Source organism: Xenorhabdus sp. KK7.4 (assembly GCF_963876465.1).
GTDB lineage: Bacteria > Pseudomonadota > Gammaproteobacteria > Enterobacterales > Enterobacteriaceae > Xenorhabdus > Xenorhabdus stockiae.
Genome location: NZ_CAWNQF010000090.1, coordinates 1 through 21,563 on the forward strand (window position 1 = coordinate 1; position 21,563 = coordinate 21,563).

23 protein-coding genes and 2 pseudogenes are annotated in these 21,563 nt (G+C 41.1%); 8 read left to right on the plus strand and 17 right to left on the minus strand.

The window, feature by feature from the left end:
• Nucleotides 1-231: type VI secretion system baseplate subunit TssF (locus AACS90_RS16415; RefSeq protein ID WP_193757277.1), on the minus strand; the 231-nt coding region annotated here is incomplete at its 3' end.
• Between the two features lie 1,060 nt (nt 232-1,291).
• Here AACS90_RS16415 and AACS90_RS16420 point away from each other — a divergent pair.
• From AACS90_RS16420 to AACS90_RS16440, 5 genes are all read left to right on the plus strand, one after another.
• Nucleotides 1,292-2,167, plus strand: a complete 876-nt coding sequence (locus tag AACS90_RS16420; RefSeq protein ID WP_099123309.1) for an integrase domain-containing protein — start codon at nt 1,292-1,294, stop codon at nt 2,165-2,167.
• Between the two features lie 254 nt (nt 2,168-2,421).
• Nucleotides 2,422-2,691, plus strand: a complete 270-nt coding sequence (locus AACS90_RS16425) for a helix-turn-helix domain-containing protein (protein WP_099123310.1) — start codon at nt 2,422-2,424, stop codon at nt 2,689-2,691.
• Nucleotides 2,692-3,403: 712 nt separating this feature from the next.
• Entirely contained in the window at nt 3,404-7,051 is a 3,648-nt protein-coding gene (locus AACS90_RS16430) for an AAA domain-containing protein (RefSeq protein WP_099123311.1), read from the plus strand.
• The gene (locus AACS90_RS16435; protein WP_099123312.1) at nt 7,041-8,858 is read left to right on the plus strand and encodes a phospholipase D-like domain-containing protein; all 1,818 of its coding nucleotides are present in this window, start codon (nt 7,041-7,043) and stop codon (nt 8,856-8,858) included. Before AACS90_RS16430 ends, AACS90_RS16435 begins: the two co-directional genes overlap by 11 nt.
• Nucleotides 8,859-9,041: 183 nt before the next feature.
• On the plus strand, nt 9,042-9,203 hold the full coding sequence (locus tag AACS90_RS16440) for a hypothetical protein (protein ID WP_193757278.1): 162 nt from the start codon (nt 9,042-9,044) through the stop codon (nt 9,201-9,203).
• A 62-nt stretch (nt 9,204-9,265) separates the two neighbouring features.
• Here the strand turns inward: AACS90_RS16440 and AACS90_RS16445 are convergent, their stop codons facing one another.
• Together AACS90_RS16445 and AACS90_RS16450 are read right to left on the minus strand one after the other, a co-directional pair.
• Nucleotides 9,266-9,466 carry a helix-turn-helix domain-containing protein gene (locus tag AACS90_RS16445; RefSeq protein WP_099123313.1) on the minus strand — a complete coding sequence of 67 codons (201 nt, stop codon included), beginning with the start codon at nt 9,464-9,466 and terminating at the stop codon, nt 9,266-9,268.
• A gap of 86 nt (nt 9,467-9,552) precedes the next feature.
• Nucleotides 9,553-9,708 (minus strand): annotated as a pseudogene (locus tag AACS90_RS16450) (ISNCY family transposase); the annotation flags it as partial.
• Between the two features lie 641 nt (nt 9,709-10,349).
• Here AACS90_RS16450 and AACS90_RS16455 point away from each other — a divergent pair.
• The 3 genes and pseudogenes from AACS90_RS16455 (at nt 10,350) to AACS90_RS16465 (ending at nt 12,277) form a co-directional block, all read left to right on the plus strand.
• Nucleotides 10,350-10,577, plus strand: a complete 228-nt coding sequence (locus AACS90_RS16455) for a hypothetical protein (protein ID WP_241538311.1) — start codon at nt 10,350-10,352, stop codon at nt 10,575-10,577.
• Between the two features lie 125 nt (nt 10,578-10,702).
• Nucleotides 10,703-11,395 (plus strand): annotated as a pseudogene (locus tag AACS90_RS16460) (IS1 family transposase).
• Nucleotides 11,396-11,521: 126 nt separating this feature from the next.
• The gene (locus tag AACS90_RS16465; RefSeq protein WP_099123314.1) at nt 11,522-12,277 is read left to right on the plus strand and encodes a glycosyltransferase family 25 protein; all 756 of its coding nucleotides are present in this window, start codon (nt 11,522-11,524) and stop codon (nt 12,275-12,277) included.
• Nucleotides 12,278-12,387: 110 nt separating this feature from the next.
• On the opposite strand, the gene AACS90_RS16470 is transcribed toward AACS90_RS16465, so the two are convergent.
• From AACS90_RS16470 to AACS90_RS16535, 14 genes are all read right to left on the minus strand, one after another.
• On the minus strand, nt 12,388-13,458 hold the full coding sequence (locus AACS90_RS16470; RefSeq protein ID WP_099123315.1) for a hypothetical protein: 1,071 nt from the start codon (nt 13,456-13,458) through the stop codon (nt 12,388-12,390).
• A gap of 4 nt (nt 13,459-13,462) precedes the next feature.
• Nucleotides 13,463-13,639 (minus strand): hypothetical protein, encoded by a 177-nt coding sequence (locus AACS90_RS16475; RefSeq protein WP_193757280.1) that lies wholly within the window; start codon nt 13,637-13,639, stop codon nt 13,463-13,465.
• A gap of 354 nt (nt 13,640-13,993) precedes the next feature.
• A complete protein-coding gene (locus AACS90_RS16480; RefSeq protein WP_099123316.1) occupies nt 13,994-15,187 on the minus strand; it encodes a hypothetical protein in 1,194 nt (397 codons plus the stop codon).
• Nucleotides 15,188-15,191: 4 nt separating this feature from the next.
• Nucleotides 15,192-15,845, minus strand: coding sequence for a DUF2612 domain-containing protein (locus AACS90_RS16485; protein ID WP_099123317.1), 654 nt, complete (start codon nt 15,843-15,845; stop codon nt 15,192-15,194).
• A complete protein-coding gene (locus tag AACS90_RS16490; RefSeq protein ID WP_099123318.1) occupies nt 15,842-17,029 on the minus strand; it encodes a baseplate J/gp47 family protein in 1,188 nt (395 codons plus the stop codon). The genes AACS90_RS16485 and AACS90_RS16490 overlap by 4 nt, the downstream gene beginning before the upstream one ends.
• Entirely contained in the window at nt 17,022-17,366 is a 345-nt protein-coding gene (locus AACS90_RS16495; RefSeq protein ID WP_099123319.1) for a hypothetical protein, read from the minus strand. Before AACS90_RS16495 ends, AACS90_RS16490 begins: the two co-directional genes overlap by 8 nt.
• A complete protein-coding gene (locus AACS90_RS16500; RefSeq protein WP_099123320.1) occupies nt 17,363-18,055 on the minus strand; it encodes a Gp138 family membrane-puncturing spike protein in 693 nt (230 codons plus the stop codon). The genes AACS90_RS16495 and AACS90_RS16500 overlap by 4 nt, the downstream gene beginning before the upstream one ends.
• 2 nt (nt 18,056-18,057) lie before the next feature.
• A complete protein-coding gene (locus AACS90_RS16505) occupies nt 18,058-18,873 on the minus strand; it encodes a baseplate hub protein (RefSeq protein WP_099123321.1) in 816 nt (271 codons plus the stop codon).
• A complete protein-coding gene (locus tag AACS90_RS16510; RefSeq protein ID WP_099123322.1) occupies nt 18,839-19,159 on the minus strand; it encodes a phage baseplate plug family protein in 321 nt (106 codons plus the stop codon). Before AACS90_RS16510 ends, AACS90_RS16505 begins: the two co-directional genes overlap by 35 nt.
• An 11-nt stretch (nt 19,160-19,170) precedes the next feature.
• Nucleotides 19,171-19,701 (minus strand): phage baseplate protein, encoded by a 531-nt coding sequence (locus AACS90_RS16515; RefSeq protein ID WP_099123323.1) that lies wholly within the window; start codon nt 19,699-19,701, stop codon nt 19,171-19,173.
• Nucleotides 19,698-19,874 (minus strand): hypothetical protein, encoded by a 177-nt coding sequence (locus AACS90_RS16520; protein ID WP_193757281.1) that lies wholly within the window; start codon nt 19,872-19,874, stop codon nt 19,698-19,700. Before AACS90_RS16520 ends, AACS90_RS16515 begins: the two co-directional genes overlap by 4 nt.
• On the minus strand, nt 19,837-20,382 hold the full coding sequence (locus AACS90_RS16525; protein ID WP_099123324.1) for a hypothetical protein: 546 nt from the start codon (nt 20,380-20,382) through the stop codon (nt 19,837-19,839). Before AACS90_RS16525 ends, AACS90_RS16520 begins: the two co-directional genes overlap by 38 nt.
• Nucleotides 20,383-20,468: 86 nt before the next feature.
• Nucleotides 20,469-20,927, minus strand: coding sequence for a hypothetical protein (locus AACS90_RS16530; RefSeq protein WP_099123325.1), 459 nt, complete (start codon nt 20,925-20,927; stop codon nt 20,469-20,471).
• A gap of 54 nt (nt 20,928-20,981) precedes the next feature.
• Nucleotides 20,982-21,434, minus strand: coding sequence for a phage tail fiber protein (locus AACS90_RS16535; RefSeq protein ID WP_099109835.1), 453 nt, complete (start codon nt 21,432-21,434; stop codon nt 20,982-20,984).
• Nucleotides 21,435-21,563 lie beyond the last annotated feature (129 nt).

The following is a 21,563-nucleotide window of genomic DNA, read 5'->3' on the forward strand; positions in this document are numbered from 1 at the left end:
CGGCCAGATGCGCGACAAGATCCCGTGCGTGATTTCGGGAAGTTCGTCCTCCAGTTTAGCCCGTACACTGGCAATCAACAGGGCAAAGGCTTCAAAAAGACGCGTAATATCGGGATCATGGGAAGAAATCAGAAAATCGGCCAGATGCGGTGAGTCTTTCGCCACGCGTTGCGCCAGTTCCCGCAGATAGGCGCGTTCTCGCAGGTACAGTGATTCCTTGTTGTTGTTCATTATGCTTACTTTTTTATGTTAGATTTTTTTATCCGGCAGGTTAATTTATTGTACATACTCATCAATAAAATTAATTAACCAATTAGATGGAATTTTCACCTGATTTTGGCAGAATATGGCGAAATTAGTGGAATAGGGACGGGAATATAGAAAAAATAAGGTTAATACGAACTGCCACGATTTGACTCGCCTCTGGCTAAACGTTAATATCTCTTCTACACAAATGATCCATCGCCTGTCAGGATCGCCTTCGGGTGGCGAAATAAAACTCCCGTAGCCTGCAAGGGAGAGCAAGCATTGCGGTACATCTGCGCACTTTTGGAAGCAGATATCGTCAGACACCTAACCCATCGTCTGGCGGTGAAAGTCTCTTAAACTGAAAAAGACCTCAAAAAGGTGTTTTTATATAATCTCCCAAGTGCATTGAACGTTGAGTCATGTACTTCTTTCATATCAACATCAGACCTCATCTTTACTTAACTTTTGCATAGTGAGAGCGAGTAACGTCCTGAACTCATTTCACACCCTACATGCAGGATAGTTTTCACTATTTATTCAACGTATTAATTGCTTTTATTTGAAATATTCAGCAGACAACTTTTTACACCTAAACAATTAACTCATTGCTCCCGTTTGACACCGAACCTTGCGGCGTTTTGCTGTGCCTGTTGGCATTTCAACGCTTACACAACTTTTACTGGTCATTTGCGGGTTTAAGGCGTCACTTTTGGCCGGTTTATCGCTGAAAGTGACGCCGCAGCCAAAGGACTATTCAACCCAGACAGGCTCGCGCCTGCTTAACCACTCAGTGAATCTGACACTGCATTTTTAGATTAAAAAAGGAGAACTTGACGATATCGAGGCTGGCTTTTCGCCAGTGGGGATAACCTGCTTGTGCAGGCGGCAGTACCGCGTACTCAACCGATACCCCGCAATACCTCAACCTGCGTTCACTCTGGCGCACAGATATCGATCAAGGGCAAGGCAGGTATTTTCTGTTTTGCCAGAATGGTCGCGCGCCAGAGATCGCATGTTGTCAGGTATCAGCAAGGGGAAGCTAATGAGTCGATTGATGAAAGAATTAACGTTTTTTGCCCGAAAAGGTGGTGGCAGTCATAAGACCTGCCATGACCGCATTCGGATCGCCGGACGTTTGGGCGCGTTGTTATTGAGCCTGAATATTCAGGTTAAAAACCTCAAGAATTTGAAAGCCAAACATGTAGAGCAGTACGTTGATACTCGTTTATCTCAGGGGATCGCCAAACGAACAGTACAAAATGAAATGTCCGCACTGCGTAATATTTTCCGCATGGCAGGCCGGGAGAAGCTGGAAACCTCGCCGCGTTTGAGCAATCAGGCATTGGGATTAAGTGGCACCAGCCGAGCAGGCACGAAACAGGCGATCCCTGATATTACGTTTCAGGTTGTTTATCAGAAAGCGCTTGAACGTGATGTTGGATTTGCCGTCACCTTGAAACTTGCCCGCTTACTGGGATTACGTTCTCAGGAAGCGGTGCAATGCAGTGCGTCATTGAAAAGCTGGCGCAAACACTTAGAACAGCCAGAGCCGAAACTGCATGTTGTTTTCGGTACAAAAGGTGGCCGACCAAGACAAACCCGTGTACTGGATGTTACTGCGGTAAAAGAGGCTGTCGAGCAAGCCATTGCTGTTGCAGAACAACGCGGCGGTAGATTGATTGATAAGCCCGATCTCAAACAAGCCATGAACTACTGGCGAACACACACCACAAAGATTGGTTTAACCGGTTGTCATTCTCCCCACAGTTTGCGCTATGCGTGGGCTCAAGATGCTTTGAATTTTTACCAACAAAATGGTTTTAATCGGCAAGAAGCACGGGCACTGGTTTCAATGGATTTGGGGCACGGTGATGGTCGTGGGCGTTACGTTGAACGGGTTTATAGTCGTTCAACTTAGCCGTTCGGTTATTGAGTTAGATAAAACAATCAGTTAAAGTATTCCCGCCATTAGCAAAATCTAGTGGTGAGGTTTCGCAGCCTCGAAATATGGTGTCCCACTGGTAGGATGTTTCTACCAGTGCGTCTGCTATCACCCTTTCAATGGTGATTCAGGCGGGGGAGGCTTCGGCCTCGCCGGTTGGACACCACCGGTACTGCGAACCCTGTCTGAATCGCCACCATCAATATTAATTAATGGAAGGGGTAGCAGGAATGAATAACAACATTAGAACTGACTGGCACCAAGCCGATATCATCGCAGCATTACGTAAACAGGGTACAACCTTAGCGGCGGTTTCTCGTGAAGCGGGGCTCAGTTCATCTACACTGGCAAATGCATTCAGTAGGCCTTGGCCGAAAGGTGAATGGATTATCGCAAATTACCTGGGTATCCATCCCTCAGAGATCTGGCCCAGTCGTTATTTTGATTCTCATACTGGAGAATTATTAGAAAGGAAAGCCCGTTCTAAGCCACAGGAATAATCGACTTTAATTTGTGATCGACTTCGTGAAAATGATATTTTTTAATATGAAGCCCTGAGTGTGGAATGGAATCCCAATTTGACCATTTTTATCCCTCGCGGCTTTTTTGTTTGAGGGTAAAAAGAATACAGAGAAAAATAAGTAAAGTCAGCTATCTACTCTTCCGAAAAGAATTGTTGAACAAAGGTGCCATAGAACACCAGATAAGCCATAGAAATGGAACAATGTTTAGCATCAAGGAATTAACAAGAAAGCCTTAGCTGGCTTGAAAAAGTAAAGCTACGATAGTTTTCTCCGCAATTGATAAAAATGCTCAGTCCGAGCTTCATATCCATGAACCTACAGTAATTTCGTTGGTGGTCTCAAAAAATAAGCTTATATTGCAATTGTAGGCTAACTTCCTTGAGTCTATAGATCAGAGCCTATTACTCTGTTTGAGTTCACAAATCAACTCAAAAACAGTAAATATGCAAAAAATCAATTAGTTAATAACATTAAAACATAATCATCGAAAATGGAGAAATAATATTTTTTGATCCAAGTAAGACAACATTCACTAACTAATTGTAAAATTTACATATTTATGATAGCAATGAATTCAATATACAGCATACTTGCATATGTTGGGGCGGTAGCATAAAAGAGTTAGCATATGAAAACTACAGCTCTCACCAGTAAAATTTCCACATGCATATTGGAATAAGGTTGAAATATGACTGATAATCATATCTTAGATAATTATGAGATCGTCGAAGATAATATTTTAAAAACAGAAGAAAACAAAAACATTCCAAATTTGATACTCTCCCAAAAAGATGGTGAGAATTTCATTATAAAATACTGGCCAAGAAATATTACAAGTGACGAGAAAGTCCTTGAAAGTATTTGGCAACATGAATTACGACAGTTACAAAGATTAAAAGGGTATCCCGGTGTTGGGGATTACATAGTCTACCCTGTTGAATCAAAAAAAACGAATGAAGGCTTCTATCTTGTTCTGAACTCTGACGGGAGAGTTCCCGCATCTTATTTTCTCAATAGAAAAACATTATCCCTTCCAAGAAATAGCCATTGGTTGACTCGATTAAAAGATCCCACAGTTAGAATAAGATTCTGGAAAAACATATGCAGAATTACAAATGCTATTGGTTTACTTCACGCACAAGGATTATTGCATCGCCATTTAGATGAAAACTCCATTCTTACATATGAATATGAAGATGATGATTATAATGATTTTCAGCTAACAGGTTTTGAATGGTCAATACGGATGCCAACTCTCACCACTGCGAAAATAAAACCAATAGGTGAGCAAGGAAAAATATCAACTTTCGCTACAGACTGGATCAACTTGGGAATATTGATATCAAAATTTCTAAAAATAGAATTAAGTCAGATCAAGAATCTTAGTTTCTCTGCAGAACACTTCATATCCAATCACGATTTAACAATAAGTGAAGTAACAATAATTCGAAGTCTTTTAGGTATCCAACCTATACAGCAAAATGCTATTAAAGAACTTATTAGTGAAAAAGAAATTCTACACTCTATTAATCGTATAATTAATGAGCTTACCGAATTTTATAAAAAAACAAAAAATATACATGGGGTAGTAATAAACACAAAATATGAGCAACCAAATAATAACAAAGCAAAGAAAGATTTGTTTCACTGCATACAAAAGAAATTCTATGATAAAAATCACTTCACAATTTCAAGAGATGACTCTGAAATAATAAAGAAATTTGTGTGTGATGATCTATCTGATTCACCTGTGTTATTTGTAAACACTTTAGAAACAAACTACCACGAAGTAATATTGAGGGGGAAAGAACTCTGTTATGTTCTCACTCCATTTCAACCAGACCACCGAACTAAATATAAAACATGGGAGTTAGGATATTCTCAATATGCATATTTAGAACTACCAGCTAAATTTTTCAATAAAGAAAATTATATTGAAATCAATAGCAATAACATTTCCTGCTTTACTCACTATGAAGCTAAAAAATTCTTAAGTAATAACGATGACTCACTAAATTTAATGCCGTGGAATCTTGTATTCGCAGAAACAGGTAAAGACAAGAACAAAAGGAATGAAGCTCATCTAAAGTTATTAGAAGGATTAACAGCCGTACATATTGCTAATATCGCATATGCCAAGGCAGAGATTTTCCCTGTAGAAAACATTAGTGAAGACAGTGAACCAGATAATGTTAGCTCATGGATTTTTAAATTTGTGCCAAGGCACGATGAAGCAACTGAGGAATTATCAAAATCACTTGGTATAGAATCGCCTTCAGTAAGGCTTGAGAAAATTATAAACAGTAGTGACAATAATGACAAACTATCCTGGAGTCTTGTGAATAACAAAGATTTCAATAAAGTCGATGATGAAATTCTTTTAGAGTTTTATGGCTATGATAATGATTCTAACAAACAAGATATTTACAGTTTTATATCAAAAAAACCACTTCCGGAATGGAAAGAGTTTTTCATTGTCCCTGACTCCCTTGAAGGAACATTACGACAAATCACAAGACATGCTAATACTTTGGACATGCTCGAAAATCATGTCGAATTAATAAATGTAATTACTTCCCCGCAATCGCACCTTTTAGTGAATAATGAAGAAATTATTGCAAAAGATATAATGGCTTCATTAGATGAATCAAAACAAAAAGTTTTTTCCAAAGTATTATCAACATTACCAATGAATCTTGTACAAGGACCTCCTGGGGTTGGTAAAACTCACTTAGTAAAAGCACTTTCTCAATTTATATTCAAGGAAGAACCAAACAGTAGAATACTTTTTACTGCTCAGAACCATGCAACCGTACAACATCTTTATCACGAAGTCGTCAAAGATTTTTCAAATCAAGAAGAACATATCAACTCCCCCATTATTGTTAGATGCAACAAGGTTTCGGGGGAAGACAATGCCGTATTAAATAGTGCAGATGAAACAGGTTTAGAATATTTAAAGAGATTTGTCGAAAGTGATTTATTTAGAGATTCATCCAATCATAAATTAAAGAATGATATTGCCAACTTACTTAAAGCACCTCCTGCAAAAAGATATCCTCTGATTAATCAACTGATAAAATCAGCAAGTTTAATATTTGCTACAACAAATTCTGATTATGTAGAACGGATGATAAAAGAGAGAGCACAGTTTGATTGGTCAATCATGGAGGAAAGTGGAAAGGTCACGGGTATAGAACTGATTAGTCCTCTTTTATTATCTTACCGTAGATTAATGATAGGCGATCATCATCAATTACCTCCATATAGATCAATAGAACTAAAAAATATATTAGTTAACAATCAAAAGCTAACAAACACTTTCGAAGAAGTGGATAGCATAAACAATTTTAGATTAAAGAATGAACTGATTCGTAATGGACACTTTTCTTCTATTAATGGCAGCCAAGCAAAAGAAATAGGACTACGAGCGACAAAATTTGTAAACCTATTTGAATCACTTATTTTGGCTGATGAACAGGAGGATATAAGATACGAACAATTATTTGGTAAAGATAAAATACGTAAAAATAAACTATCGTCTATGCTATCAGTCCAGCATCGTATGCATCCATATATAGCAGAAGTAATTTCTAATGTTTTTTACAAAGACAAGTTAGTTACAGATAAGGATATGGAAAGAAAATATCTTGACGAAGATTTTGATGCAGTAATAAATTTAAAAGATGAATCTGCACTCAAAAACACACCGCCAATTATCTGGATTAACCAGCCTGATATACAAAAAGTTAAAGGTAGTCGTGCAGGAGAACATAAACCAATATGGTCAAATGAAAATGAATGCAAGGAAGTAATTTCGCTACTAAAAGATCTCGATAAGAATGCAGCACCTACTAAAAAAATGAAATTGGCTGTACTCTCACCCTACTCCAACCAAGTAAAACTTATATCTAAATCTATAGAGATAGAGAAAAAAAAGAATGGCTTTAAAACGTTGTTAAATAATTTCATTCCTCCAGATGACAATTATGGCTATTGCCTTACAGTAGATTCATTCCAAGGAGGTGAAGCAGATATAATTATAATTTCGTTAGTAAGAAACAATGGCAAAAGTACTATTAAAAGTGCTTTGGGATTTTTATCAGATCAACGTCGCATAAATGTTCTATTTAGTAGAGCCAAACATAAATTAATTATAATAGGCTCATATGATTTTCTTAAATCTTGGTCTAACAGGATCGCCAAGGAAAATCTAGAAGAATATGATTTCATAACAAAACTAACAAAAAAACTGGATTTATCATTATCTGAAAGCAAACTTTCTTCAATTGAATTAGAACCAATTGAAAATGAAGGCAAAAAAAATGGAAAATAAAACTATCTATGTTAAAGTTCCTTTTCATTTTGGTATTCATAAATTTAAAATATTCAAAGGGCATAGATGGGGAGCTTTAGACCATTTTTTGCTCCTTGAAATTAACCATAAATCATACCCTGTCGAGGAATTATCTTCAAAATCTAACCTTCCACAAAGATTAATAATTGAAATAATAATTCCTTTTATGAAGTTGGGGTGGGTTGAATTAGTAGAGTTAGATTCCAAATATCATTTCAGAATTACTGAAAATGGGAGAAATGTTGCAAACCTTGAAGAACTCCCCTACGAAAGAGAGCCTATCGAGTCTACAAGGAAATTTTTAATAGACCCTAAAACAGCTAAATGTTATAGGGTAAGTACACGAAATCAAAACTATCAAACATATAAAAAATCTAAAGCAAACGAGTTGCTTAAGAACAAAGGTTCTATTGCAACAGAACTTAATATTAAAAATCAGAAAAATATACCATTTTTGTCAGACGTTCTTAATTGTGTAGAAGATACTGATGAAGAAGTTATTGGGTATGAAGAAAGAGTAAATGATAGGCCGTACTATCAAAATACAACTTTTGCAATAGCACAGGTTGATGAAGCGGATAATATAACCGGAGTGCCATCCGATATATCAAAAGAATTAGCTGCTGATATTATCGCTGCTGCTAATTTAAAACGAATTGAAAATAAAGAAAAAAATTATTCTCACAATAATAGCTCAAAGTTGAGTAAATATAATACCGAATCCCATGAGAATCGATTTGAAGAGCATTTCATTGATGAAAGTGAATTTAGTATAATATCTGGAGCAGAAAGCCATCGTGATCATTTGATGGATATGATCGATAATGCTATAAGCAGAATTATCATACACTCGACCTTTATACAGTTAAAGAACTTTCAAATGATTTTTCAAAAATTAGTTTGTTCTGCTCAAAGAGGTGTACAAATTGATATATTATGGGGACAAGAAGAACCTGACGATGAGAGAAATATAGGAAGCTATAATCAATTTCTTAGTGGGCTTGCTGTTTATAGAGAAGAAATAGTAAAGCTTGGTTTAACTTCACTTTTCACTATACATTCAGATCCAACTGGCTCACATGCAAAAGTTATAGTATGCGACACGTTGGAATACGGGTATTGTGCTACTATAGGTTCATGTAATTGGTTAGCAAGTGGATTTAATCGGTATGAATGCTCTGTTTTTGTAACAAACAACTCCCTTACCACCGAAATATTAGATATATTGAGCATAATATCAAGAGGGAAATCAAGAGTATCAAATTATTTGAGCAAATCCATTTCAGCCATCTCATACGAATTGAAAAAAACGTTTCATAATTCAACCCCAGAATTCTTTCAAAATAAAAATGTCAAAATAAAAATTGTCACTAAAAATGAACATCATGACTATGTATTAGATGCAAGAGACAATGCACAACATTCAATATTCATTGCAAGCCATAGAATAAGCAACAATGCAGAAAGACCAATTTTAACACCATTAATAAGTTCTATGACAGATAATAATAACTTGAATATAAACATGTACTATTCATCTCTTAGTGGAGGCATAAATACTCAGCAACTTGAAGAAATAAGCGATTCGCTAAGAGAAAATGGAATTGTTTTAGAAAAAAAGAAAAACCCTATTTCTCATGCAAAGATATTATCTTGGGATAATGATCATATTTTAATTACAAGTCTTAACTGGCTATCAGCATCAGCTTATGGAAATCCATATGATGAATTGGGTTTCTACATTGAGAAAAAAGGTATCTTCTCTGTAATATCGAACAACTTTTAGATAATTTCCTGTTGAACCTTTACCAAGGATCTACAGCTGTAACTATCATTCTATATATTGAACTTCATGAGGATTATTAGGTGTCAGTACATATTACCACGATAGAGATCATCTGATAACATTGATGGAGATAAATTCATATCACTTTCATGTAGTAGTGTGATTACCGAGGGAGACTGACGGATGAATTACCGAGAGACTTTGTCGTTTCAGTATACCTGCTCCCAGCTTAATGACTCAATCGAAGATCATCACAATACGTTAGCAAGTGATGATCTTGCTTTCTCAACTCGCAGCACACTGGTATTCATTTGTTCCCGTAGCCAGATGGGGATTTTCCAATGAAAAAGCAATGACCTGTTCTTCTATATTCATGGGCAGTCCGATTTTTATGATATAATGCCGGATTAACGGTGAGGGTGAGTGTGTTTGAGTGCTTCCGATTCTTTTTCTCTGAAAAATTTACGGTAACGATAGAACATGTCGTGGGAACAGCCACTCTGTCGGGTGGCTTCAGCGATATTGTCCAGTGTGCCTGCTAATGCCAGCGCATCCAACTTTCTCTGAATTTTCAGATCATACAACGAAGGTTTTGTCGGCTCAATCACTTCAGAGACACATAATTGTCGGCCTGCAAAGTAGGCCGTAAAACGTCCCTCACAGTACTTTCAGATCTCGATTTTCTGGTTGGCTATCGAATACCCACTTGTTGATATTGTTGAAGATAATATTCTTCCGTCCGGCGGGATTTACTGGGCAGCTTTGACGCATTAATAATGCTGATTTTTCCTTGTGCCACCTTGGCAATTACATCCACGGTGAGCTGGGCTTTAGCGTCCATCATAACCATCCTCTATCACCGCATTCATCAAGGAAAAACGAGTCGTGGCCACACACCAATAGAGACATTATTGGAAGGAAAAACAATTTGGGCTGAAAAAAATCTGACCCGAATTTAATCTGACAGGCCCTGAATCAAAGTGGATGACTGTCAGAACAATTATGAACTACTACACTTTATATCTATAATCTCTTTATGTGCTCTTTACCTCTTAGGAAAAAACCAACATTAATGATAAAAATCAATAATATATAAAGATAAAGAAACTAAACATTTCAGGGGCACAAAAAGGGGCATAAAATAAATATTTAAAAATAAATTAAATATATTCAAGTAGTTAAATGAAATTACCAGTCCCGCCCTGGCACCAAATAAAAATTCACTGATAAAACAGTGAGTTGGGGAATAAAAAAGGCCACCGCAAGGTGGCTTTTTTCTTTGATCAAAATCACATTCCTAATATTATCCTAATATCCATTCCTAATATTTTGGCAGCAAAATTGGCAGCAGTGGTTTTTTCTTCTCGCTCGCAGATTGACAAGAAACAGTCGAAATTTATTTTTGATTGAATAGTCAACGTGGAAAACATAACAACGATATTGATGTTTTGAGTTACGGGTATAATTTTAAATAACGCAGAGATTTGATTGATGGATGAAGAAAAATTAGAACCGATATACATTCCTGCCTTGATCTTACTCCTTGTACATGCTCAGAATAAAAAAGGAGCTCCTTTGACCAGAGAGGAAGTCGAAGATATTCGTGATAATGGTACATGTATAGTTTGCCCTGTTTCGGTAAACCAAGCTATGGATGAAAAAAGAGGCTACTCGGATATTAACCCGGATATGCATGGGAAGAGTGGTTGGAGTATTTGAGTAAATATAAGGTTATTTCCCTCTCCAGTAATAAGCACTAAGACTAAGATCTTTGATTAAATTCTGTGTCTCGTATTCAACCTGTTGATAGTTGAGTAAAATCGCCATTTTTTCAGAGAAATCACATGGCGGATGTTGAAGTAAAATATCTATTTTGTCAGCAAACAGAATACGTCAAAAGCATGGTAGAGGTGAAGCTGATCATCAACGCTATCGCTGTTTTTCCTCCAAACGAATCTTCCAATTGGATTACACCTATCGCGCGTGCCAAGCGGGTATAAAAGAACAAATTTTTGATCTTGCCATGAATAATACTGGTATCCGTGATACGATCCGTACATTACATCTCAGTATCAATGCTGTTGTCCATGTTTTAAAAAACTGAAACCACGATGTGTAACGACACTTCCACTGGGTAATGTCAACGTTCACCTCACTTGTGAAGTTGATGAAGTATGGTCATTTGTCGGTAATAAAAAATGCCAACGTTGATTATGGTATACTTGAGAACCCCGTCTAAAAAGTATCATTGCCCATATGATTGGAGCGAGAAGCAAAAAATACTCCAGAAACTTATCAAAAAACTGGCTTCGTTCAATATTGTTTTCTGGTGCACCAATAATTTCAAGGCTTACAATCTATTACCAAAAAGCCAGCATCGTGTTAGAAAAACCTTCACTCAACGCATTGAGCGGGAGAGTTTGACATTGCGCAACTGATTTAAGCGACTCAATCGTAAGGCTTTGAGTTATTCTAAGTCACTGGAAATAAATGATAAAGTCATCGGCAATTTCATTGAACATGAATACTATATTTAACACAAATCAACGGATTGAATGCGTGACCAAATTTTGGGAAATGCCACAAGAACTAACCAATTGAAAATTAGAGATAATATACTAGTATTTTCTTTAGTTCCACTAACAGGATAGTGAGATTGTAAAGTGAAAATATTTGTTATTAACTTAAAGAAAGACATAAATCGAAGAGAATCCATACAACAACAAGCTGACGAATTAGATTTACAGATTAATTTTATTGATGCTATCAACGGCAAGGATTTATCAGAAAATGAGATAAAAAATTTAAGTCAAGACTTTTATAGTAATGGTATGACGTTAGGTGAGTTAGGTTGTTCTTTGAGTCACATCAGTATTTACCATAAAATGATTAATGAAAATATTCCTCTTGCATTAATATTAGAAGACGATGCCAAACTGAACAAACGATTAAAACATGTATATACATTGATCTCTAATTATAACAAAAAAAACAGAAACAAACCTATTGTGTACCTTTTGAGCAAGACTAACGAATATATTGATACTTTTAAAATTAAGTTATCTGATACCTATGCTTTAGTTAATGTTATTGATGCTGATTTTGCTTATGGGTATATGATAAATAACCTTTCAGCAAAAAGATTATTAAATTTTCTTCAGCCAGTATGGATAGAAGCTGATAAATGGCGTTTTTTGCAAGAACGTGGAATAGTAAAAATTAAAGGGTTAATTCCTCCTATTATTGGCGTAACAGAACTATCTCAACAATCCACGCTAGAAAAGGAACGCTATATTAATGAAGAAAGTCGTATTAACTTTTTCAACCAAGAGAGAAAAAAAAGAAACTTAAAAACAAGGGTAAAAAATGTACTTTGGAAAATTTTTATTAGACACTGGGTTAAAAGAATTAGACCTTAAGTCTAAATTATCATACTTACAAAAAACCAATTGGCCTGTTGAAACAGGCCAATGAATCATTCATAAAAAAGAACAAAAATAAAACAATAGAATATAAACATCAATTATATTCACCTAATCATCTTTATTTCTGTTATATCACCCCACTCTTGATAAAGAACATGTATATATCTACCGCCATATAACGTTTGGAACTCACAATAACCAGCAGAACCTTGATGTGTATGAATTAAAATATTATCAACTGGAGGCATCAATACATAATAAAAAGGGCCAGTATCTACACTGCCTACTTTGAAATAACAATGTCTACCGCGAATATCTGTACCTATATTGGTAACATCTCCTTTTAATAAACGACCTTTCCAGATGGTAACTAAATTTCCACTAATAGCATTACCAACCCGTTGATATCTGCCGTCACTCTCCTGCCGGGTATAACATTCTCCTCTTAATGCATAATTTCCCGCTGGTTGGTAGTTCCCAGCAGGTTGATAATTGCCTCTCGACTGATATTTGTCATCTGATTCCCCTTTCGTATAACTTTCTCCCCTCAATGCATAATTACCTGCTGGTTGGTAATTTCCGGTGGGTTGATAGTTTCCTTTTGGCTGAAAACGCCCATCACTTTCTTCTTTCGAATAGCTGTAACCTGCAGATAAATAATTTCCCACTGGCTGATACTTAGCATCGGATTCAGGTTTAGTGTAACTATCCCCTTTTAACGCATAATTCCCGGCAGGCGCATAGTTACCTTTGGCTTGAAAACGAGTATTCGATTCTTCTTTGCTATACGCACCGACCTCACCAGCGGTCAGGTCAGCTTTTAGCTCTACCCATGCATTCCCTGCTTTTGGTTCTTCTTTGTTGTTCTCAATACGTGATTGCCAGACTTTCTGCTTGTGATAAACCAGCGCCCTCAGAGGATAAGGTTGTGCATCACTGCTCCATTGTGCTGCACCAAAGGCTTGCATTTCCCCCATGGCTTCCGTGATATCGTGGAAAATACCGTTCATCTTTTCACGTTCGATATTCATTGCGGTAGGATCTTCGTTTGGATCAAGTCCATATCCACTACCGTAACCTTGGGCATATGAAACAGTACCATCTTCTCGAGGCTCATCAGGAATAGAAACTCTATCTCCCTGTGCTGCAAAGGGAACTTTAAATATTTTCGTCATGAGATTAGGCTCCGAAGTGGCTGTTGAAGAAATTGGCATGTGAGTAGCCAAAGCCAAAAATATTACTGACACCGTTTTCAGCTGGGTTTAGTGTGAAAGTTTGTTTTTCCCTGATTACAGGTTTAGGAAGCACATTATCTTTTCCTGTCTTATTATCCAGTTTATTATCTTGAGTATTCATATATAACCCTCATTTAATCAACAAAGTACATTGCTAAATAATATGAAGGCGGCAGGTATGTCTCCGCCTGTAAACATCTATCTTCAGGTTTATCAATACGGAAAAATCTGTTTTATATATTTCAGTAAAATAGAAACTAATTACATTTTTATACAGAAGAACTTTTTATAAGGCATTAATAAAATTTATTTCACATATAAATAATAAAGAAAACATCAATAATAACTCACAGATAAATAGCATAAAATGATAGCAATCACATATAAAAACGATAAAACAATTACTTTTACAATCAATTATTAGTTAAAAAAACAATCTCTGCTCTTTTATTCTATTTTTTATCTTATTTAAAATTCAATCTACGATAAAAACTGCCCCAGCACGACCACTAGTAGACTCTAGCATATTTAATTGCCTGCCATTGGTTGATACAACAAAATCCCAATATCCCTGTGAATGTAATGATACCCCAAACCGAACACCGGATACAGGAGGAACCAAAAAGCCAATTAAGCTATAGCCCCAGCCATCACGTTGAATATATAAATATTTACCTAAACAATTTTCACTCAATTGAATCTCAATATTATAATCTCTACCAAAATCACCAATTTTGCGCCAATTTTGTGCCACTCCTCGCATTTGATATCGTCCATCACTTTCCCCTCTGGTGTAGCACTCTCCCCTAACTGCATAATTGCCTGCTGGGGCATAGTTTCCAGCAGGTTGATAATTACCTCGAGGCTGATATTTCCCATCGGACTCCCCTTTCGTGTAGCTTTCCCCCCGCACAGCGTAATTACCCATTGGCTGATAATTACCCTGTGGCTGGTACTTAGCATCTGATTCGGGTTTAGTGTAACTTTCACCTTTAGGGGCATAACTACCAGCAGGAGCATAATTGCCTTTCGGCTGAAAACGCCCGTCACTTTCCTCTTTAGAATAGCTATACCCGGCAGTCAGATAATTGCCCACTGGCTGATATTTCCCGTCCGATTCTGGCTTGGTGTAACTGTCCCCTTTCAGCGTATAATTCCCGGCAGGTTGATAGTTGCCTTTCAGCTGAAAACGGATATCCGATTCCTCTTTGCCATAACTGTACCCCGCAGGCGTATAATTGCCCAATGGCTGAAAGCGTTGGTTGACCTCCTCTTTGTTGTATGCACCAACCTCTCCAGCAGTTAGGTCGGCTTTGAGCTCAAGCCAAGCATTACCTGCTGCGGGCGCTTCTTTGTTATTCTCAATACGGGATTGCCACAATTTTTGCTTGTGATACACCAGTACCCGTAACGGATAAGGCTGTGCTTCTACTGTCCATTGCGCCGTACCGAACGTCTGTATTTCTCCCACGGCTTCCGTAATATCGTGGAAAATCCCATTCATTTTCTCGCGTTCGATATCTTTCGCTGCCGGATCGGTATTCTGGTCACGCTCGTAATCGTAACCGTAGCCCTGCGTATAAGAAACCGCGCCATCTGGCTGGACTTCATTGGGTATAGCGACCCTGTCCCCTTGCGCAGCAAAGGGGGTTTTAAAGATTTTAGTCATGGATTTAAGCTCCGAAGTTACTGCTTAAGTAGTTGGTGTGTTTTTTGCCAAAGCCAAAGGCTTTTTTCGTGACGACACGGAATTTGACGCCGACACCAGAAGGACGTGGCATTAGGTCAAAGTTTTCCAGTAAGACCCGTAACTGCTCGTCAGGATTGAAATTGAAAACGTAATACATATACGTCATATCCAGCGGATCGAGCACAAAGACCTTGCTGTCATCCCGCCAGAAAAAGCGTTCTAAAAAGGTATTGATGTTAATTACTGTCGGGCTTTGGGTCAGGTTGAAATAACGCATACGGATAATCAGTCGCTTTTGCCCGGAGGTTAATTGCAGGGTGTAATCACTGTTACGCCGGAAGTTGCCCTTAAAGTTCCGCTTCTTGCCAAAGCCCACACCGATTTTGGTTTTATCACTGGGAGCCACATCAATACCGAGTGACACATCCAGAATGCGCGCCCAGACCGCCAGCCCGAAGTCATTCGCGGTGTCGATATTGAATACATCCCGATACCAGTTGTGCCAGAACGCCACATTGCTTTGTTCAAAATAGGCGGCTTTGCGGTACGCCAGTGTGTTGAGTTTCGGGGCGTTTTCGTACTGCCAGAGGATGGCGCGCAGCAGATCAGAATGAAAATCAAAAGACTGTATTTTCATGTGACCACCACCTGCACTGAGCCGCGATGCAATCGGGCCACTTCGTTGAGTTTGATGGGGATTGTCCCCATTAACCAGTTCTGGCCATCGGTGGACAACTCCACTTTGGTGATAAACAGTCGCGGTTCGATGCTGTTAATAGCAGCGGAAATTTCAAACGGTGACACTTCCCGCCCGACGACCAGACCGCTATCACCGTCCAGTTCACCCCGTACCCACTGCTCGACAGCAGCGGGAATAAGGCTTTGGGCATCCACCGTCGATTTCTTCACGGTCACCCGGCAAAAAACGATTTTCTCCGTCGGTCTATCAAAGCGAATTTCATATTCCTGCCCGCTCACCCGTTCGGTGACAATCACCACTTCCTGCCCGTTATAGGCTGCCCCGATGGTTTTGGTACGCAACAACGCACGGGCGATGGCTTCCCGGTCGCCACCCTCTACGCAGACATAGACGCTGTGCGGCAACAGTTTGATACCATCAAGGGTGAGTATCTGTGCGGTCGCGTTTTCCCGGTAAGAAAGCGAGTTCACCCCTTCCAATTCGTACAGGGAAGACGTGATCGCTTCGCCCACGCTGACGGTATTTTTGGCCAGTGTCTGTTTCCGGCGACGCCGGGCACTGATATCCGATTCGGCTTCACGCCCGACAACGGCATGAGTCGGATTTTTGACAGTCTCCCAGCCCAGAATCGAACTGGCCACACGCTCAAGGTGTCCGGCTTTGCATTCGATACTACCCGGTTCAACCGCCCGCATATCACCTGTGGTTTTGCCGTTCTTGCCGATAATCAGAGTACTGATCGTTTCAAATCGTGCGCCGGTCACCGATTCCGCCTGTGACCCTTTCGGGATCACCGTATCAGGTACGCCGCTAAATTCTACGTTACTGAGATATGACCGTGTGGCGGAAAAACGCCCGCCCCCCATCAGTGCCCAGATCGCATCTAAAAAGAGTCCACCGGCAATATCCGGGTTTATCTGGTTGGCGAGTTCGGCATTGTTACGCACCATGGCATCACGGTTTTCGATCTCCATCGTCACCAGCACCCCTTGCGGAGTTTCCGGTGACAGATCGATGTCCTGCCCGAATGCGGCGTAAAAGTCATTTTCCACTCCACTGCGTAGCTCTGCCGTATCCGGCACAACCACGCCCTGCCGGGTAATGTAGTGATAATCAGCCATTGAAGGTAAAACTCCCGTAAATAGAGCGGATAGTGGCGAGATAACGCAATGTGTTATCTGCAATCGTGGCTTCAAACGAAACCACCTCTTCCACACCCACCACTTCGTGCATGCGTTCTCGGAATGCCGCTTCAAACATCGGGATATCAGCCTGCCGACCAAACACGGTTTTCCAGTACGGCAAACCTTTATCCACTTTATGCAGCATTTCCCCGCGCAGGGCACGAGCATAATGGACGCAGAGATTCCTGACCGCCTGTGCGTTTTTACACAGTGACAGGTTACCATCATCGCCCAATACCAAATCGTTATTGGCATCCACCGCAAAAGTAATCATATTGGTTCCCCCGTGTGGCCATCACCGGTGTAAACACCACTGTGTTGATGGGTATCACCGATATTGCGTCCGTTATGGCGCATCGTGCCACCATATGAATCGCTGTTACCGTTGACCGCATGGTTGCCATTAATCATGACATTGCCGGTGAATACCGTTTCAAGCGCGTTAACTTCAAATTTAGGCGTATCCAGTACCGCCTTATCCTTGTGCAGTGACAAGCAAACGCTGCCATCCATTGACTGGATAACCAAGGCATCGATATTTTTGCCCTCAATCACCCAGCCTTTCAGGGTATCGGGGAAGAACATCGCATCACTGAACGAGTGCAGCCGCGCCGTGTTCGGCTGGTCTTCCTGCCCGCCGCGCTGGCAGATCAAGCTGATATCCCGGTCGTTGGCTTTTAACCAGCCAAAATCACCGGGCTTGATGGGAACGCGCAGAAAAAAGCCCCCGCCACCAAAACGAAATACCGGAATGTTATGCACCGGTGCACGAGATATTGTCTGTCCTTCGGTGGTAGTCATCATCACCAGTGGTTTAATGACAGCACGGTTGGTGTGATCGTCATAACTGACTACCGTGGCAGGCAGCATATCTTCAACATTGAGCAGCAGGTTGCGGAAAGCCGCCATAAACTGCCCTGCCAGACTGCCTTCGCTGGCGATATCGCTATTGGGTTGGTTCATGTTTACGCTCGCTTACAGGTGGCGGTGTAGAAAAAGGCATCATCGTGGGAGGCTATATCAAATTTCAGTTGCTCAATAAGGTAATCGCCGTTCAGTGATTTATTCAGTTTACTGTCAAGGCGCAACATACCGCCCAAAAAAGATTCACCATCAATCAGAAAGCTGACGTCAAGACCCTTTTCAGTGGCCTTGGGAATACCCACCATGCCCGACTTCATATTCAGGATACGCAGGCGATTCTTCAGCGCTTTATCGCTGTCTTTGACGTATAACACGTCATCATCAATAAAGGCTTTGACACCGCCGGATTCCTGCAAGCGGGCAATTTGTGACAGTGCCGCGCCACAGTAGTACCAGTTAGCAATGTTTTTCTCACTGGCCTGAAAATCCAGTTTGACCTTGCAGTCATTGGCGATACCCTGTGCAATCTCGGACAGCTTTTTGATGGCCCCGCCACTGGATGAGACGATATCACCGCTACGGCTGTTGCCTGTTTTGGCTTTCAGCGTCAACGTCACATCGGGTGGTGAGACAATTTCAGCACTGACAATATCACCGACAAATACCCGAAACAGTCCGGTATTCACCCGACCGGCTTCGAGTATCAAACGGCGTGGTTGTTTGTTTTTGGTATAGGGACTGGTTTGAGTGAGAAGGTAATCGCGGGTATCGCTGCTCAGACCATCGATATTGACCGAACATTCATTTTGCAACGGATTGGCGTATTTGGTGCCAGAAGCTGAGATGCGCATGCCTTCGTACCAGTTGAGCCGCTCGCTGACTTCAATCCCCAGCCGGATGCGTCGCAGGTCTATCATCATCACTCCAATAAATAAACGTTTGGGTCGATTCGAATTGTTCCCACCAGGGCAGTTCATCCTGTTCAGTCAATAAGGCAAAATTACCTGTCGAACCGAGGTAGGCATAAGGAATTAATGGAGCATTGGGCATTAACCGGCTGCCCTGAATAATCATCACATCATCACGCTGAATATCGCACAGCATCATGTTTCTGGCGGCTTTGAGGGTGATCACCCAATTGGTGTCACCAAGCGTCACGGCCAGCCGTTGATTGGGAATGGCCCGTAACGGGATTTCACGCATATTAACCTCCGCTATTGTTTTGTCCCGAATAAGCCCTCACCATCCATGATTTTAGTGGCGATGGATTTTTTCTTACCCTCAACGTCTTTAGTCTGGACATTGCCCCGATTGACCGTGCCGGACTGGGCTTTTTTCGCCACCCGACGTGGTGGCAGCTCGCCGTATTCCGGTTCGATGCTGCGCCATTCGGCAAAGCGCAGCGATAACTTAATCGCATCCGCCATCTCCGGCACTTCGTCATGGTAGAAGTGAGTCAGGATCATCGGCTGGTAAGTTTTCACCCGTGTCTGGATACCCACCAGTTGGTGCGTATCGTAAGCCTGCTGCATGGCGGCAAAGTGGTTCTTGAGTTCGCCGGTGAGCAGCACTTCTATGCCAATTTCCACCGCTTCAATCACAATATGGTCACTGCGGGTTTCGCCATTCTCCACCTGAAATTTCGTCACCTTATGCTCATCACGCACACTCACCTGCAAAGGATGGGCTGATTCAAACAACGTGCCGAACGTGTCCACATTAAAGATTTTCACCTCAGTGATCATTTCGCCACTCCTGTCGCTGTTTGTTGGCCTAAGTCTTTCAGTTGGTTATTCAGCTCACCTTTCATATCCTTAACGACGCCTTGGGCATCCGTGGCCTGTGTGGTGATAGTGATTTCGCCGATTTGGGTATTGGTTTCATGCGTCTGGTGCTTTAGTCCGCATCGTTTCGACAAACTGGGCATAATCAGCTTGCAACACGTCTACAATGGCACTTACCGCTTCTTTCGCTTTGACGTTCTTTTTCTCTGCATCCGTCAAGCTATCCAGTTCACCATTGAGCGTATTCAATTCCCCCTGTAACTGATCATACTGTGCCGTCAGTTCAGTCACGATTGTACCGTTGTCCTGTAAGCCGAGACTGGCTTGCTCACGCTGACTGTCCAGTGTGGCAAGCGCCGTTTCCAGTTCACAGATCCGGGTACGTACTGCAACCAGTTTTTCCTGCGTATCATGAATATTGACATCAATATCCAGCGATTCTCCGCCAGCAATGGCTTGCAATGACGTTGCTAATTCCTGCACAAACTGACCAAACCCGCCCGCACCGGCTTCTGCTGCCTGTTGTGCCTGCCGCATATCAGCCAGCATGTCATCGGTCGAACGACGGAATGATTCAAAGGCAGCATCAGCCTGACGGGTATCAAATTCAAATACCTGCACAAAGGTATCTAACAATGACATACATTACCTCGCTGTTGACGCGGCTAACGCTTCGTTATAACGGTTGGTGATGGCGATCTCCCACAGGTCAAACGCCTCTTCCAAATCTATGGACGTTTTGAGTTCGGTGAGGGTGGCGTAGCCTGCGCTGACGATAACGGCAATGAAGCCATCAGCGTTTTGATAATCGACGGGAGTGAACCGCTGATTTTGTCCAGCAGGAAGGGGAGGAAACCGCGGCTCCCGTCGGTCCCGAAAAAACTGGTGTTGTACCTCAGCATTTCCAGTTCGAGGCGGATCAATGCTTCGCCATCCGGCACATGGTTATCAATCAGGGTCTGGGTTTTCAGCAAGATCTCCTGCCCATCCACCTCGACCGCCACATAGCGCATCATCTTCAGCATCGCTTCATGGCTGATAGCGTAATCGCCAATTTTCGGCGCATTGGACAGCGGGTATTTCGCCAGAATCTCGCGCCCGATGGTGGCAGGCAGTCGGCTGATAATAAAGGTATGTTCCTCACGGTCGGCATCCGTGATAGCGATGGTTTTGGGTTTAATTAACATAACGGTCTCAAATCAGAAAAGGCGGAAAACCCGCCCGAAGTAATGAAAAAGCACTTAACGTGCGCGAGTGCGATCAAAATCCTGAAAGACAAATGTGTATTGCTTCGATTTCAATCGCCCGGCACTGGCAGCAGAGTTACCCCGACTGCCATTGGTGATCTTGCCATTACGGGCGGTGGTGGTAGATCCATCACCATAAGAGGCAACCAACGTAATAATGTCACCAGCATGGCGGCGACCTTTTTTGGCGGTGTTGGCTTCCAACAGGATGGCAAGATTTTCATCTTCCTCACTGCCTGCCAGTACGTTGATGGTCACCGTTTGTGGCGTCGGCGTTGACCAGTAAGTCAAATTACCGTTGATGTCCATCCCGGTCTGGGCAATATCGACAGCGGGTAAGTCCAGTGGGTCGGCATCATCCGCAAACTGGGTAATTTGAATGCCTGCCGGGAATGTGGTGCTGGCCTGTATCACCAGACTTAAGCCGGTAGCGGAAATATCGTACATTTTTCTTACTCCTTAAAACCAACCTTAAACTAACCCCAATTCCGCTTAAGCTATTGCTGAAATATCTTCTTCTGAGTAGAAAATTTTCAGTGATGGCTTTTTCTCTTTAAGGCAGTAAGCAATCAATCC

What these genes read in the sequence shown, in the direction of transcription:
- AACS90_RS16420 (WP_099123309.1), top strand. Translation starts at nt 1,292, where the DNA reads ATGAGTCGATTGATGAAAGAATTAACGTTTTTTGCCCGAAAAGGTGGT.
- AACS90_RS16425 (WP_099123310.1), top strand. Translation starts at nt 2,422, where the DNA reads ATGAATAACAACATTAGAACTGACTGGCACCAAGCCGATATCATCGCA.
- AACS90_RS16430 (WP_099123311.1), top strand. Translation starts at nt 3,404, where the DNA reads ATGACTGATAATCATATCTTAGATAATTATGAGATCGTCGAAGATAAT.
- AACS90_RS16435 (WP_099123312.1), top strand. Translation starts at nt 7,041, where the DNA reads ATGGAAAATAAAACTATCTATGTTAAAGTTCCTTTTCATTTTGGTATT.
- AACS90_RS16440 (WP_193757278.1), top strand. Translation starts at nt 9,042, where the DNA reads ATGAATTACCGAGAGACTTTGTCGTTTCAGTATACCTGCTCCCAGCTT.
- AACS90_RS16455 (WP_241538311.1), top strand. Translation starts at nt 10,350, where the DNA reads ATGGATGAAGAAAAATTAGAACCGATATACATTCCTGCCTTGATCTTA.
- AACS90_RS16470 (WP_099123315.1), bottom strand. Translation starts at nt 13,458, where the DNA reads ATGACGAAAATATTTAAAGTTCCCTTTGCAGCACAGGGAGATAGAGTT.
- AACS90_RS16475 (WP_193757280.1), bottom strand. Translation starts at nt 13,639, where the DNA reads ATGAATACTCAAGATAATAAACTGGATAATAAGACAGGAAAAGATAAT.
- AACS90_RS16480 (WP_099123316.1), bottom strand. Translation starts at nt 15,187, where the DNA reads ATGACTAAAATCTTTAAAACCCCCTTTGCTGCGCAAGGGGACAGGGTC.
- AACS90_RS16485 (WP_099123317.1), bottom strand. Translation starts at nt 15,845, where the DNA reads ATGAAAATACAGTCTTTTGATTTTCATTCTGATCTGCTGCGCGCCATC.
- AACS90_RS16490 (WP_099123318.1), bottom strand. Translation starts at nt 17,029, where the DNA reads ATGGCTGATTATCACTACATTACCCGGCAGGGCGTGGTTGTGCCGGAT.
- AACS90_RS16495 (WP_099123319.1), bottom strand. Translation starts at nt 17,366, where the DNA reads ATGATTACTTTTGCGGTGGATGCCAATAACGATTTGGTATTGGGCGAT.
- AACS90_RS16500 (WP_099123320.1), bottom strand. Translation starts at nt 18,055, where the DNA reads ATGAACCAACCCAATAGCGATATCGCCAGCGAAGGCAGTCTGGCAGGG.
- AACS90_RS16505 (WP_099123321.1), bottom strand. Translation starts at nt 18,873, where the DNA reads ATGATAGACCTGCGACGCATCCGGCTGGGGATTGAAGTCAGCGAGCGG.
- AACS90_RS16510 (WP_099123322.1), bottom strand. Translation starts at nt 19,159, where the DNA reads ATGCGTGAAATCCCGTTACGGGCCATTCCCAATCAACGGCTGGCCGTG.
- AACS90_RS16515 (WP_099123323.1), bottom strand. Translation starts at nt 19,701, where the DNA reads ATGATCACTGAGGTGAAAATCTTTAATGTGGACACGTTCGGCACGTTG.
- AACS90_RS16525 (WP_099123324.1), bottom strand. Translation starts at nt 20,382, where the DNA reads ATGTCATTGTTAGATACCTTTGTGCAGGTATTTGAATTTGATACCCGT.
- AACS90_RS16530 (WP_099123325.1), bottom strand. Translation starts at nt 20,927, where the DNA reads ATGTTAATTAAACCCAAAACCATCGCTATCACGGATGCCGACCGTGAG.
- AACS90_RS16535 (WP_099109835.1), bottom strand. Translation starts at nt 21,434, where the DNA reads ATGTACGATATTTCCGCTACCGGCTTAAGTCTGGTGATACAGGCCAGC.